This window comes from Chitinivibrionales bacterium (genome assembly GCA_035516255.1).
GTDB lineage: Bacteria > Fibrobacterota > Chitinivibrionia > Chitinivibrionales > FEN-1185 > FEN-1185.
In genome coordinates this window covers 198,665-212,928 of the sequence record DATJAL010000047.1, presented here as the reverse complement: position 1 = coordinate 212,928, position 14,264 = coordinate 198,665, and the positions used below count along the sequence as shown (strand labels likewise).

Annotated in this window: 11 protein-coding genes; 5 read left to right on the top strand and 6 right to left on the bottom strand. The window is 55.8% G+C overall.

All coding sequences use genetic code 11. From position 1 onward, the window contains the following. Window positions 1-125: 125 nt before the first annotated feature. Window positions 126-638 (bottom strand): O-acetyl-ADP-ribose deacetylase, encoded by a 513-nt coding sequence (locus VLX68_14140; protein HUI93383.1) that lies wholly within the window; start codon window positions 636-638, stop codon window positions 126-128. Between the two features lie 130 nt (window positions 639-768). Between VLX68_14140 and VLX68_14135 the strand changes: the two genes are divergently transcribed. Beyond that, entirely contained in the window at window positions 769-2,109 is a 1,341-nt protein-coding gene (locus VLX68_14135; protein ID HUI93382.1) for a CsgG/HfaB family protein, read from the top strand. 44 nt (window positions 2,110-2,153) lie between these two features. Here the strand turns inward: VLX68_14135 and VLX68_14130 are convergent, their stop codons facing one another. Both VLX68_14130 and VLX68_14125 read right to left on the bottom strand, forming a co-directional pair. Further along, window positions 2,154-3,560, bottom strand: a complete 1,407-nt coding sequence (locus tag VLX68_14130; GenBank protein ID HUI93381.1) for a hypothetical protein — start codon at window positions 3,558-3,560, stop codon at window positions 2,154-2,156. Continuing rightward, window positions 3,544-4,218: a porin family protein gene (locus VLX68_14125; protein ID HUI93380.1), complete on the bottom strand. Its 675-nt coding sequence runs from the start codon at window positions 4,216-4,218 to the stop codon at window positions 3,544-3,546. Before VLX68_14125 ends, VLX68_14130 begins: the two co-directional genes overlap by 17 nt. A gap of 101 nt (window positions 4,219-4,319) precedes the next feature. Here VLX68_14125 and VLX68_14120 point away from each other — a divergent pair, with 101 nt between their 5' ends. After that, window positions 4,320-5,477, top strand: coding sequence for a pyridoxal phosphate-dependent aminotransferase (locus tag VLX68_14120; protein HUI93379.1), 1,158 nt, complete (start codon window positions 4,320-4,322; stop codon window positions 5,475-5,477). Here VLX68_14120 and VLX68_14115 read toward each other — a convergent pair. Further along, on the bottom strand, window positions 5,470-6,378 hold the full coding sequence (locus VLX68_14115; protein ID HUI93378.1) for an EamA family transporter: 909 nt from the start codon (window positions 6,376-6,378) through the stop codon (window positions 5,470-5,472). The genes VLX68_14120 and VLX68_14115 overlap by 8 nt on opposite strands. Continuing rightward, complete coding sequence (locus VLX68_14110; GenBank protein HUI93377.1) at window positions 6,375-7,802, bottom strand: radical SAM protein; 1,428 nt, start codon at window positions 7,800-7,802, stop codon at window positions 6,375-6,377. The genes VLX68_14115 and VLX68_14110 overlap by 4 nt, the downstream gene beginning before the upstream one ends. Before the next feature lie 983 nt (window positions 7,803-8,785). Here VLX68_14110 and VLX68_14105 point away from each other — a divergent pair. After that, window positions 8,786-9,640 carry a phosphatidylglycerol lysyltransferase domain-containing protein gene (locus VLX68_14105; protein ID HUI93376.1) on the top strand — a complete coding sequence of 285 codons (855 nt, stop codon included), beginning with the start codon at window positions 8,786-8,788 and terminating at the stop codon, window positions 9,638-9,640. Here the strand turns inward: VLX68_14105 and VLX68_14100 are convergent, their stop codons facing one another. Beyond that, on the bottom strand, window positions 9,641-11,005 hold the full coding sequence (locus VLX68_14100; GenBank protein ID HUI93375.1) for a lipid biosynthesis B12-binding/radical SAM protein: 1,365 nt from the start codon (window positions 11,003-11,005) through the stop codon (window positions 9,641-9,643). Between the two features lie 464 nt (window positions 11,006-11,469). On the opposite strand from VLX68_14100, the gene VLX68_14095 reads away from it, so the two are divergent. Continuing rightward, entirely contained in the window at window positions 11,470-12,195 is a 726-nt protein-coding gene (locus VLX68_14095) for a polyprenol monophosphomannose synthase (protein ID HUI93374.1), read from the top strand. Next, window positions 12,196-13,818: a glycosyltransferase gene (locus tag VLX68_14090; GenBank protein ID HUI93373.1), complete on the top strand. Its 1,623-nt coding sequence runs from the start codon at window positions 12,196-12,198 to the stop codon at window positions 13,816-13,818. Window positions 13,819-14,264: the final 446 nt, after the last annotated feature.

The following is a 14,264-nucleotide window of genomic DNA, read 5'->3' as shown; positions in this document are numbered from 1 at the left end:
AGGGGCGGTTCGCGAACCGCCCCTGCGCGACGGGGGCGGCCGTCCTCCCGGTCTCGGCTTCGCCTCCAGTCCGCCTAACGCTGGCAATCGGAAATACTCCCTAATTTATTACTAATTCCATTTTATTATTCTTTAATCGCCTCTTTAAAAATCGTCCTGTCACCATCATTAAAAAACACGAAAATAATTTGATCAAAATTCTCTTTACCCGGATGACTCATCACCGCATCATGCGCCACGTTGGCCGCAAGAACCTTCGGGTATCCGTAAACGCCCGTTGCTATCGCGGGAAACGCAATGGTCTTTACGCCGTGCGAACGCGCAAGTGTCAAACTGCTGTTGTAACATGAGGCGAGCAGCCGCGGTTCGTCACGATGCCCTCCCCGCCATACCGGCCCCACGGTGTGAATGACGAATTTTACCGGCAGGTTCCCGCCGCCGGTGATCACCGCCCGGCCAGCAGGGCATCCGCCCTGCCGGGCCACGATGCGCCTGCACTCCTCAAGGATGGCCGGCCCGCCCGCGCGGTGGACGGCGCCGTCGACGCCCCCGCCTCCCATGAGCGATGAATTGGCGGCATTGACAATTGCGTCGCACGTGATTTTCGTGATGTCGCCGGTCACGATCCTGATTTTCATTCCGATCTTTCTTCTGAGGGCGTGGCTCGATATTCCTATTGCATCCTGTTCGCACCGGTGATATCATTATATATCATTACCATTAAAAATCATAACCAAACCCTTCGACCTAAAAATAAGGAATTCGCCCATGAAAAAGAATGCGGCCTTGGTTGCAACAGCGGCAATAATCATCGGTATTTTCGCCACGTCGTACCCCGCCATGGCGCAGACCGCCTCTCCCGGCTCCGCGTCTAAAACATCAGGGAAGACCAACATCGCCGTGATCAACATGAAAAACGCGTCGGGCGTGACCGCGGGCGAGATCGAAGTGATCACCGACCGGCTGAGGGGCGAGCTGTTCAACACGGGAAAAGTGAACGTGATGGAGCGCGACCAGATGCAGGAGATTTTAAAGGAGCAGGGGTTCCAGCAGTCCGGCGCGTGCACCAATGAGGAATGCATGGTGCAGATAGGCCAGCTGCTCGGCGTTGAACAGCTCGTGACCGGGTCGCTGGGCAAGGTGGGCTCGATGTTCCTCGTCAACCTCCGCATCATAGACGTGAAGACCGCGAAAATCACGAAAGTGGTTTCGGAGGACATCAAGGGCGACATCGAAGAAGTGGTGGGCAGGCTTCCCGGCATCGCTGCGCAGCTCGTGGGCCTCACTGCCGCGGTGCAAAAGGAAAAGCCGGTTGAGGTTGAAAAGAAGGAAGAACCTAAAAAGGAGGAGAAGCAGGTCGCGGTCGAGGAGAAAAAAGAGGAGGCGGCCCCTGAGGTCGTTGACGAGAAGGCGGAGCGGAACAAGAACCGGTTCGGCATACGGGTCGGCGCGAGCATCTTCGGCATCAAGCCGACGCGGATCTACCATCTTACCGAATACGACACCACTGTTTCGTATGACCTTGTCACACGGGATACGACCTACAATTTTGATGCCAATAACACCGCGAAAATCACCAGAATGCCCTTGGTCGATTACTTCGTTAAGTTCATCCTGAAAGCGGGCCAGTATGTCACCATCGAAATCGGCGGGGGCTATTCACGCATCGAGACCGACTATGAATGGACGGACATCAAGCGGAACCATATGGCCAATGTTTTCACGTTCCCGTCGCTCGGCGTCAATTTCGTCAAGCGCTGGTACCCGCTCAAGCTGAACGTTGGCATCTTGGCGGACTTCAACATCCTTGATTACACCATCGACTATTTTTCCTGGGATTACAATTACGGCGCCTTTACAAAGGACACGACTCTGGAATGGATCGCGTTCAACGGCGGCTTCGGCGCCCGGGCGGGGCTGGAAATCATGGCGGGAAAGCACGTGGGGTTCAATGTTGATTTTGTCTACTATTATTCGGAATTCGTCACCCTTCCATTGCGGTATGAGACCACGGATTCCTACGGCAACACCACCGCCAAGAACGACCGGGTGTGGGACATCACCATGCCTCCCATTGCCGTCAGCCTCGGCGTGAATTTTTATTTCTGACGTTTTATCCTGCTATTTCGAACGGCCTCCGCGGATGAGCCTTTTCACCGCGGGGGCCTTGTCATATAAGAAATTCCCAGTTCGCCGCCCACGCTGGGGCCGAGATGCACGTCGCCGGCAACCCAGCCCCCGGTTTTTCCCTCAATCTCGACCCACGCGCCAAAGTGTTGATAAACAGGAAAAGAACATTTTAAAGCGGCGAGTCCTCCTCCCGAATATGATGCGGTCCAAAAGTCCTGGTTGAGCGGCTGAAGCCAAATGTTGATTTTCGGTGAAACGGTGATCGCCGTTGCAAAAAACAGAGGATACTGCAGCGCCTCCAATTCTAGGCCGGGAAAATATTTTTGCCCGTTGGCATAATTGTGGAGCGTGACGCAGCCGTTGAAATCACCATGTTTGAAAAAACCGGTTGCGTCAACCGAATAGCCGAACGAGGTCAAAAAATGATGCAATGAAAAGGAGTACCGCATGGGATCATTGCCGGCCGGGCCCTCGGCGCCGAACCCGTTTGATCCATACAGCACGGGATCGGCAAGGTTGAGCAGCGAAAGCCCTGCTTGCAGGCGCAGGAACCTGATTTGGTCCGCGGTGAGATCGGTTGTTTTAATGTACCGGTTGATTCCCACGCCGGACGGGTGAATGCCCCGCGCCTCATAGGGCTCGTGCGGCCGGTATAAATCGTACACCCACGCGGTGAAGTCCCACCCGGCGACATCGCGGCCCAAAACGTTGGCGCCGTCGCTCGCGTTCATCTGGTCTGTCAATCGGTCGACGTAGGAAAACGTCGAAAGCCCCAGGTAAACAATGCCGCTTGCGACGCTGGCGATGTTCAGGATCCTCGCGTACCGGTTCGCGCCGAAGAAAAAGCGGTCTTTGGAAAGTTCCCGCGCGTGAAGATACTGCGCCTCGACGCCCGCCTCATAAAGCCTCACCAGGTCCTGCGGGTGATCGCGTTTGAGGCGCACAAGGTCGCTGTCGCCGACCCCGCTCACCTTGACGGCCAAGGAAAGAAAATTGAATTTGTAAATTTCGTCGAAACTGTTGATGCCGCGGCTGCTCAACACGGCGCGGTGCCATTCCTCGTGCAGCCAGCTTTCGCCCAAAGGAAGGTACAGGGAGAGAAGGTCGAATCCGTCCTGGACAAGCTCCGATGCCAAGGGATGCTGCCCGAGGCCCGCGTCGATTCCCCGGTGGACCGCCTGATACATCGATGCGGTGAGGCGCAGCGACTGCTGCATGGAGGGAAATGCCGGACCGCGCGGAAAATTGTCCGGCATGTCAAGCAAGGGGAGTTCGAGCATGAGCGGCGCGCGCGCCGCGTCCGGGAGGCGGGCGTTGTCGGTGCCTGTCGTGTCGGCCATGGCGCCGTTAAAAAGGAACTGGATTGCGGCCGCGAGCGCGAATGCGCGCCTGCAGAGGAACAACCGGGTCGGGTCAGAACTTATAGGCATAGCCGATCATGAAGACGATGCTGTAGTTTTTTATGTCGTGGTCAAGCCTGGTGTCCCACGAAATAAACCCGGGGGTCGCCCGCAAGTCAAAAATGATGATTCCGTATTCGATGACGAAATCCATTCCGAAGCCGACGGCAATTCCCACATCAAGGGCGCTGGTATTGCTTTTAAGATCGAAGGTGGTGTCCGTCGAAACGTATCCGTTGGGGGCTGCGGGCGCCTCAGTGGTCGTCTTCACCCGGTACTTTGACGTGAAGGGAAAACCAAACGAGGGCCCGATATACAGAAGCGGCCTCGCGTTTTTGCCGGGATAGGTGAATTTCGCCAGCAGCGGGATTTCCAGGCAGTCCATGTTCCATTGCTTTTCCACGGTGGTGGCCCCGGACGCACCGCGGCTGCTGTTCCCCTTCATGGCATAAAGAAATTCCAGCTGGCCCGCGAAAAAATCGTTGAACTGCGCCCATGCCGCGGCCCCGCCGCAGAAGCCGGCCAGCACCGTGGCGCTCATGCCCGCGCTGTCGGCGGCCTGTGCGCCCCAGAACCCGCTCAAGCCGAGGCCGCCCTTGACGCCTGCGTAAAAATCAACCGCAGGGGCGGATGCCGGAAAACTTTCGCAAAGCGCTGCGCATAGAAGAAATAAACGCCAAAATTTCATGATTGCCCTTTGCCGCAATGAAGAATCGGGTATCGTAAACTATATTATTGCGACATCACCGGCGAAACGCCTATACTAATATAAAAAAGGAACCACACACGATGCCGCCCGAATTGAGCAATCTACAAAAAACCGTGCTGCAGTCGGAAATCAGGAGCATGACGCTCGCGTGCAACGCCGCGGCCGGCATCAACCTTGCGCAGGGCGTCTGCGACTGCCCGCTCCCGCCGCCGGTGGGCGCGGGGGCGAAGGAGGCGATTGACAAAGGCAAAAACACCTACACGCGGTACGACGGCACCACCGAGCTGCGCGAGGCGATAGCCGGAAAATACAAGCACTTCTACGACATGAGCATTGACGCGGCCGGCGAGATCGTGGTGAGCGCGGGCGCCACCGGCGCGTTCTACTGCGCGTGCCTGGCCCTGCTCAATCCCGGCGACGAGGTGATCGTGTTTGAGCCGTATTACGGCTACCATATCAACACCCTCAACATTATGGGCGCAAAGGCCAGGTATGTGCGGCTCCTGCCGCCGCAGTGGCGTGTTTTAAAAGACGCGGTCGCCGCGGCCGTTTCGCGCCGCACCAAGGCGATCCTGCTGAACTCACCGGCAAACCCGTCGGGCAAGGTGTTCGCGAGAAGCGAACTCGAGGCGATTGCCGCCGTGGCGAAAAAGCACGACCTGTGGGTGTTTACAGATGAGATTTACGAGCATTTCGTGTACGACGGATTGGAACATGTCCCCATCGCAACGCTTCCCGGCATGCGGGAGCGTACGGTAACCATATCGGGGTTATCGAAAACGTTCAGCATCACCGGATGGCGCATCGGCTATGCGATAAGCGACAAAAAATTCTCGCAGGCAATCGGGTATTTCAACGACCTGGTGTACGTGTGCGCGCCGTCGCCGCTGCAGCTCGGCGCGGCCCGCGGCATCGTTGAGCTCGGCGCAGGATTTTATAAAGCCCTTTCCGACGAGTTTCTCCGCAAGCGCGCAAAACTGTGCGACGCGCTTGTAGGCGCCGGACTTGCGCCCTGCGTGCCGCAGGGCGCCTACTACGTGCTCGCCGACATGTCGCGGGTAAAGGGAAAAACAAGCCGGGAAAAGGCGATGAACTTCCTTGACAAAACCGGCATCGCCTGCGTGCCGGGCTGCGCGTTTTATCATGATGACGGCGGTGAGCTGCTGGCGAGGTTCTGTTTTGCAAAGGAAGAAGCGGTCATTGATGAGGTGTGCAGACGGCTCAAGGCAATCAATTGACGGGGCGAGGCCATCCAAGATAAAACAGCGCGATTGAACCGATCATCAGCAGTCCGGCAATGATTCTCATCAACAAGATTCTTGCCGGCACTTTTTCCTCAATATGATCATATCCTTTATGCGCCACGTACGATCCCATCGCGATCGACATCACGCCACGGGTTGACTGAACGATATTCCCGAACACCACGCCTACGGAACCAAAGCAGCCGAACAGCAAAAGGATGCCGCAATACCAGAACGCGGCAAAGGGGAACGCGAGCCTCCAGCGGGAAAACGAGCGGAACGGAAACAAGGGCATGCAGGCAACGGAAACGAGCCCGGCCAAAACATAGGACAGGCACGTGCTCAGGACGGAGGCCCGGAGCAGGCCCAGGTTTACAAAACAGGTGATCAGTTGCTTAATGCAAATATCGGACAGCGAATAGAAAAAACACGCGCCGAGGACCCAAGCCCAGCTCCGAACGTTGAGCCGGTTCCCCAGAAGACCGAGCAGGCAGGCCGCAACGATGCTCAGGCAGATGCCGCCCCATTGCGCAACGCTGAAATGCTGCCTGAGAAAAAGGATGCTGATCAGCGCGAGGATGATGATCTTCAGTCCCAGCAGCGGCGAGACGCGCGATGCCTCGGTGGTTTTAAGGCTGAGGAAAAAACAAGCCTGCGCCGCAAGATACGACCACACGCCGCAGATCAGCGGAATCGCGTACCGAGAGAAGGGCGGCATCGTCGCGGGAAGAAAGAACGGAAGCAGTGCAAGGGAGAATATTCCCATGATGCAATGCGCGGCGACAAGAAGACCCACGGTGCTTTTCTCGAATTTCGCCACATACCGTTTTGAAAACAGGTAGGAACAGGATTGAAAAAAAGCGGCGCCGAAACCGAGCAGGAGGCCGGTGATCATGAAGACCGCCGCCTGTTCATCGAGAACGCATAGGAGAGGAACGCGGCGCCGTGCCTGGCAAGCCGCAGATAGCTGTGCGGGCATTCAAACAACATCCTGTAGTACATTTTCCGCATGTATTTCCGCTGGTAAAACCCCTTGATGAATTCCCGGTAACGGCGCTCGAGGGTTTCCCGTGAGGAGATTTCCTTTGGCACGAATACAAAATGCTCGCAATCCATTTTTTGCCAGTCGTCGTCGAACTGGCCGAGCGAGCGGATACCGGCGGTGATGGGCGCGCCGGGAAAAGGCGTGAACGCGGTCATGTTCGCGTCCTTGAGCGGGAGCGACACCGCAAAGTCCCGCGTTTTTGCGATCGACGCCTCGTCTTCGCCGGGAAAACCCATCATGAAAAGCCCTTTGACGTAGAGCCCGCCGGCCGCCAGTTTTTCTATGTCGCGGCGGATGATTTCAAGGGCAAGGCCGCTTTTGTGTTTGTCAAGGATGTCCTGGTCGCCGGATTCGATGCCGACGTTCACCATGAAGCAACCGGCGCTTTTGAGGAGCCGTATCAGCTCGCTGTCAACGTGGCCGAGCCGCACAATGCAGTTGAAACTCACGCGCGGTTTGCTTTTGACAAGAAGCTCGCAGAGCCCTGCCACGCGCTCGCGGTTGAGCGTGAACAGGTCGTCGTAGAAATTGACATGCCGCACGCCGAAGTCCCTGGCAAGACAGGAAACCAAGCCCGCGGTGTATTCCGGCGAATTGAAGCGGAACCCCTTGCCGAACACCGAACGGTCGCAGTAGGAGCATTGGTACACGCACCCGCGCGACGAGATCACGTTCGCACCCGGATGACGGGGATAGGAGAACAACGGCATGAGATAGCGTTTGGGGAATCCCAGAAGTAAATCGTAGGCCGGATAGGGGAGATCGTCCATGGCGCACTGGGCCGGATCGGGGCCGTGTTCCATGGAGGTGCCGTTCCGGAAATGCAATCCTTCGATTTGAGTATGAGGAGCGCCGTTTGCGAGCTTGAGCATGGCATATTCGCCTTCGCCCGCGATCACAAAATCTATTTCCGGGAATTGCCCCAGGATGCGTTCCCTTCCCCATGACACATGCACGCCGCCGAACACCGTGGTGATTTTATCGTCCTGCCGTTTTATGCGCTGCGCGACATCGTATGCGTCAAGGAACGCCGAGGTGACGGCGGAAAAACCGACGATGTCGGGATGTTGCGACAGGATGCGCTGCGTCCATTGCCCGTTGGAAATTTCGTTTTCGAGCGCTGCATCGAGCAGCAGGACCTGGTGACCTGCGTTGCGGAGCACGGCCGCGATCGAAGCGAGCCCGATCGGCGGCATGACGCAGGCGAGCTGGTGCAGGCGCCGGAATTTTGGATCAAGGACAAAGCCGCGGGGATTAAAGAGAATGATTTTCATGAAGACTTCTGCTAAAAGCGCCGCCTTAAAGGGACGATGTAGCCGTTTGCAAGATTATAGCGGGTTTCGCCCCCGCAAGACGACCTGCTTTTCGCTGGGGTAAGGGTGTCGGAGGAAAAAGCGGGGAGGGAGCAAAAAAATAAAATGAGCAGTGATAGACCGATTGAAAAGGATTTCATGGCGCGGGACTCCTTGATGAAAGGAGAAAATCAATAATGACGGTGATATTCAAATATACAATAATGGATTTTTAGCGGGGAAAAAGCATTGCAGTGGCGCTAAAAAATCGCAGAGTTGATGATTTGACAAAGGGGGGAGGAAACGGTATTTTCATAGAGGAAGAAAAGCCATTGTAATAAATTGATTTGATGTGAGTGATAGAGTTAAAAAATATGAAACAAAATGCAAATTAAAGAAATGGTAGGGGCTCCGCCCCTAAAACCCCGTGAGGAAAATGCTTTTTATATCGCCCACCAACCTCCCCCGGGAGGCTTTTTTAGGGTGGTTGACCCTATGAAAAAACCTAACAGGATAAAATTCATAAAAATCTTTTTTATTTCCTTGATTCTTGCCGCATGCTTGTACTGCGGACTTCTATTTGGAGGAATCTTCTTTGTCCGCCATAACAATGGTACATTTCTTGGGACCCGCTTGCTTTCAATAATTACAATACCAAAGTCAATCATCCAATCACAATTAAACAACGACAACTGGTTCGTTCGTTACTATTCATCAATGGCACTTCATTCTTCGGTCGTGAGACCAAAAAAAAAGTCGTTTTGCCACTTCTGCAGGACTGACTCACGCGTGAAGGCGATGAATTATGCAAGTTCGAACTTGTAAATGCCATCGTGTCCTATGGGGATACGCTTGGTATTCGGAAGATATGCACCGATTTTATGCTTAATGGAAACAAGAGAATTGTGGAGGCGCATAAAGCGCTCGAAAAATTAAATAAGAAATAGTTTATTTATCCGACAAGTATGATCATCGAACCCCTTTCCCTCCGTCACCGCGAGCTTCTTTACAAACCGCTCAAGGCAATCGCCACCGCGGTTTCGGAATACAGCTTTGCGAACCTGTATCTGTTCCGCGCTAAACACGACTACAAAGTCATCAGGAACGGGGAGATATTCATTACCGGCAGGGCGGCAAGCGGCGATACCTACGTGATGCCCACCAGGGACGTCAGGCTCATGCCGAGCGAGACGCTCGACCGGATGATCCAAACGTACGGGATGATGTTTCCGGTCCTCGAAGAATGGCTTCCCGCTTTTGATGCCGGCAAATACCGGATATCTTTTGACGAAGGCGAAAGTGACTACATCCACGAGATTGCAAAGCTGGCAAGTTACAGCGGGAACAAATTGCACGGCAAGAAAAACCTGTTGAACCAGTTTCTTAAAACTTATTCTTCGAAGGCGCTGCCCCTTACCGATGACCGTCTTGCGGACGCGATGAACGTCCTTGACGCCTGGCAGAGGGAAAGCAGGCAGCCGCGTGCGGACACCGACTTTGCGGCGTGCAGCGAGGCGCTGTCCCTTTACGAGGAGTTGGTGCTGTGCGGGGGGGTCTATTACGTCGGCGACGACCCGGCCGGGTTCATCGTGGGCGAGGAGCTCAACGAGCAGATGTTCGCGCTGCACTTTGCAAAGGCGAAAACGGCGTACCGGGGAATCTATCAGTACATGTACCACCAGTTCGCGCAGATCATGCCCGCAAAATATACCGCCTTCAATTTTGAACAGGACCTCGGCCTTGAATCGCTGCGGCGGGCCAAGGCGTCGTATTATCCTGAAAAAATGGTGAGGAAATACCGGGTATCAAAACCGGCGTGATCATCTCGCCAGAAACTCCCACAGCGGCCCGGTCACGCCCCTGTCGCGCAGCTTCCCAGCGGTCTTGGTGTTTTCTTCGGGCGGCTCGCCGATGACCCAGTTTTTTGATTCCTTTGCGAAGGAGCCGAGCAGGCCGAGGATTTTATCTTTTGTCAAATATGGAGAAATATAAAAGAACGGCGGAAGAAGGTCGGTGTCTTTGGTGATGACATGTTCCGCAAGCGCGCGACGGTATAACGGCGTGCCGGGATACACGCGCATGCCCGTAAAGGGGAAGTGAACGGTCTTTTTAAGGCGTTTGGAATTTTCATAACTTTCACGGATTGTATCTTCGGTCTCGCCCGGTCCGCCGATGATGAGGAAATGGGCGTAATGGATTCTGGCTTGACGGGCGAATTCGCTCGAGCGAAACACGTCCTCAAAGGAAAAGTTCTTTCCATAGGCAGAAAGCACGCTGTCGGAAAAACTGTCCGAGCCGAACTCGATGTGCGACAGGCCTGCGGCCGCCATGAGGTCCGTGAGTTCCCGGGTGAGTCCCTGCGGCCGCAGAAAACATCCCCATGACAAGTTCAGGTTGCGTTTGATGATTTCTTCGCAGATGCCGGTGACGTGCGCCTGCGAGGAGTTGAACACGGAATCCACAATGAAAAAATATCGCGCGCCTGTTTTTTTTATTTGTTCCAGCTCTTCCCCGACAGCCGCGGGTTTTTTATCCCTGACCGCGGTGCCTTCGATGACGGGATAGGTGCAGTAGCAACAGGTATGGGCGCAGCCGCGCTGGGTCTGCACGTTGAGCATCGAGCTTTTGTCAATGTAAAACTTCGTCAGGTTTGATGGAAGCAGGGGAGGGACAACGCTTGCTTCCGCGCACTGCTTGACGGCGTTTTGGATGATGACATTCTTGTTTCGATAAACAAGTCCGGGGATGTTTTCATAGCCGCCTTTTTTCTCAAGCGCGGCGATGAGTTGTGCTATCGCCTCTTCGGCTTCTCCCTTGACGCCGAAATCCGCGCCCGATTCCTTGAGAAGCCGTTCGGGATACAGCGCATACCCGCTTCCGCCGATGATGATCGGCGATTTTGAAAGGGAACGGATTTCTTTTGCAAGCACGGCCAGGTCGCCGGCGAAAAACTGCGTGTTGGTGATCCGTATGTCGTCGATGTTGCGGAGGGAAAGGCCGATAAAATGCGGATTGAAAATTTTTATTGTATTGCCAATTCCCTCAGCGTCAACCGCGCAATCGGCAATTTCGACCGTATGCCCGGCGCGCGTGAGCGCGGCGCCGACATGCGCGAGCCCGAGCGGAAAAACGGGATAGGGTGTAGTACACCGGTTGACGCTGATCAATAGAATTTTTGAAGGCATTTTCAATTTAGATTAGATATTGTTGACAGTTGACCATAAAACCTTGGAAGACCGGATGCGTTAATCATATTGAGTGTTATCGTGTAATCCATGTCCGATCGGCGCCACTGATTAATTTCCATGCACAATGATGCGACGCCGCGTTAGGCAGGACTGGAGGCCGCGCAGGAGCGCGGTGCTGCCCGGCCTTCGCCGTCAGGCATATAAGGGACCGTGGCAGCCCGAGCCGAAGGACGACGACCCTTGGAAGCACCCGAAGGGGTGGACCGGAAGGACGGCCGACCCCGTTTGTGGGCGAAAAATTTTTCGCCCCACAAACGGGGAAACGCCCATATTTTATCGCATTATTAATGCAATCAAATCTACGTGATTGGAATTAACCATTGCAAGCAGGCCATTCTTGCCCCCGCCGGTTACCTGTGTTATTTTGACAGGATTGCCGGACCTCCGGCGCAAAGGAAATTATGCAAGACGACAAGGTTCTCATCATCATACCCACCTACAACGAAAAGGAAAACATCGGGCTCATCATCCCCGAGATCAAGGCCCTGCTGCCCGACGCGCATGTCCTCGTGGTGGACGACAATTCACCCGACGGAACTTCCGCGCTTGTCAAGGAGCTTGCCGAAAAGCTCCCCGGCATATTCGTGCTCGACCGGCCCAAAAAAGAGGGCCTTGGCAGGGCGTATGTGGCGGGATTCACATGGGCGCTTGAGCGGAAGTACGAGTTTGTATTCGAAATGGATTCTGATTTCTCCCACGATCCCAAATATCTGCCGGATTTTCTGAACGCGATCAAGGACAACGATCTCGTTATCGGTTCGCGGTACATACGGGGCGTCAATGTGGTGAACTGGCCCATGTTCAGGCTGCTCCTCAGCTATTTCGGCAACCTGGTGGCGCGCATTCTCACGGGCGTGCCGGTGCGCGACTGCACCGCCGGGTTCAAGTGCTTCCGCAGGAAGGTGCTCGAGGCCATCCGGCTCGACGAGATCGATTCGTCGGGCTATTCCTTCCAGGTCGAGGTGAACTACATGACATGGAAACGGGGCTTCAGGATCGCGGAAATTCCGATCGTATTTACTGACCGGAAGCGCGGCGTTTCGAAGATGACCACGAAAATCGTGCGCGAGGCCCTCATCCTCGTCTGGAAGCTCCGCCTGATGTCCACGTTCAACAGGACGGTGTAGGTGCCCCCCCGCGACGCGCTCATCTCGGTGGTCATTGTCAATTTCAGGGTCGCCGACTTCCTGAAGCGGACCCTGCTTTCCCTGCGCGAGGCCGAGCTCTACCAGCAATCGGAAATCATCATTGTGGACAATGCGTCGCATGACGACTCCCGGAAAAAAATCACCGGCGAGTTCCCGGAAGTCAAGTGGGTGGGCCTCAAGAACAACATCGGGTTCGGCAAGGCCTGCAACGTGGGCGCAAAGACCGCCCGCGGCACGTATATCCTTTTTTTAAATCCGGACACGCTCGTGTCAAGAAACACGCTGTCGGCCTGCGTGGAGTTTCTAAAGTCCCGTACCAGCGTCGGCATCATGGGCCCCAAGATCATCAACGCCGACGGCTCGCTGCAGGCGGGATGCCGGCGCAGCTTCCCTTCGCCGGCGGTCGCCTTTTACCGGCTCACCGGCCTGAGCAGGCTGTTTCCCAAAAGCAGGCGCTTCGGGCGCTACAACCTCACCTATCTTGACCCTGACGACACGGTCGAGGTGGACGCCGTGTCGGGCTCCTTCATGTTCATGCCCCTGGGGCTGTTCCGGGAGGTGGGCGGGTTCGATGAGCGGTATTTCATGTACGGCGAGGACCTTGATCTTTGCCGCCGCGTCAAGGAAAAAGGCCTCAGCGTCTGGTACAACCCAGCCACGCAGATCATCCATTTCAAGGGAAGAAGCGCGGCAAAGCTCACCTGGAAATCACGCAGGGCGTTTTACGAGGCCATGATCATCTTTTCGCGCACGTACAAGCATACGCACGCGGCGTATTTTCCGGGCTGGCTCATTTTCATGGGCATCATGCTCCAGGCCGGTCTCAATTTCGTCGGGAGCCTTTTCCGCACCTTCACCGCGTGCTTCATCGATCTCCTGCTCATCAATGTGATCCTCTGGGGCGGCATCCTGGTGAGGTTTTCCCTTTCGTCAATGCAAAGCCCGTACCGCGGCGGCAGCGCGCTCACCATGGTGTTCATGCACCTGCTGCTTTCGTTCAGCTTCCTGGGAATTTTTCTCTACCGCGGCGTGTACTCGAAGGAGCGGTATTCCGTCGGAAACGCGCTCGTGTCGGGAGCCGTGGCTTCGGCCATTTTCATGGCTGCGGTGTTTTTCGTGAACTCCATGGCCTTTTCCCGTATCGCCTTCGGCGTTGCCACCATCGTGATCATTCTTGCGCTCGTGGCGTGGCGCGAGGTGCTGCCGCGGGCGGTTTCGCGCCTCAGGCGCATCGTGTTCAGCACCGGCAATGTGGTGATCGTGGGCTCCGACGAGGTGGCGACGGCGCTCATCAAGAACTTCGAGGCCGATTCCACCGTGAGCATCCGCGGCGTTCTCTGGCCCGTCAAGGAGCAGTTCCCCGGCGAGTTCGAGGGCTACCCGGTGCTCGGCCATATCGAGAACATCAAGGACGTGCTGTCGCGCGGCCGCGTCGACCTCCTCCTCATCGCCACGGCGCAGCCGTGGTACTCGCACGTCATCGAGGCGCTCGCAACGGTCAAGGTGCAGCACCTCACCATCCGCTGGGTCCCCACCGAGCTCTTCGGCCAAACCCGCGATAAACTGCCCGACGTCATTCCGCTGAGGGATTTCTCGGTGTAATAAGTTTTAAGATCTTTGGCGGAGAAACCGCTTTTCACTTGAAAATTAAAATCCGGGCGTTCCCCTCCCCTTCGCCGAGGCTCAGGGTCGGGTCGGTTCTCCTTCCGGTCTCGGGCTCGCCCTCGGGCTGCCGCGGCGCTATGCCGCTTCGCGGCCGTGGCCGGGCAGCACCGCGCTCTGGCGCGGCCTCCAATCGCCCCTGGCGCGTAACATCATCCCCCCTTTTTCAAATCCATCAGGCAAATTACTTTATAATTTTTGACTATCCTTTCGATTTATTTTCGATACTTCATTTGACAACAGAGAACACAAGTGCCCCTCTCCCCGCGTAAACAAAGCCGGGAGAGGGGTGTGGGTGCAGATCACCGCCGCCGCGCCCGACCCCACACTTCGACGACAACCGCGCGGCGGCGGAAGCTGCACCCCAGGGGAGAGACTTCTCCCCC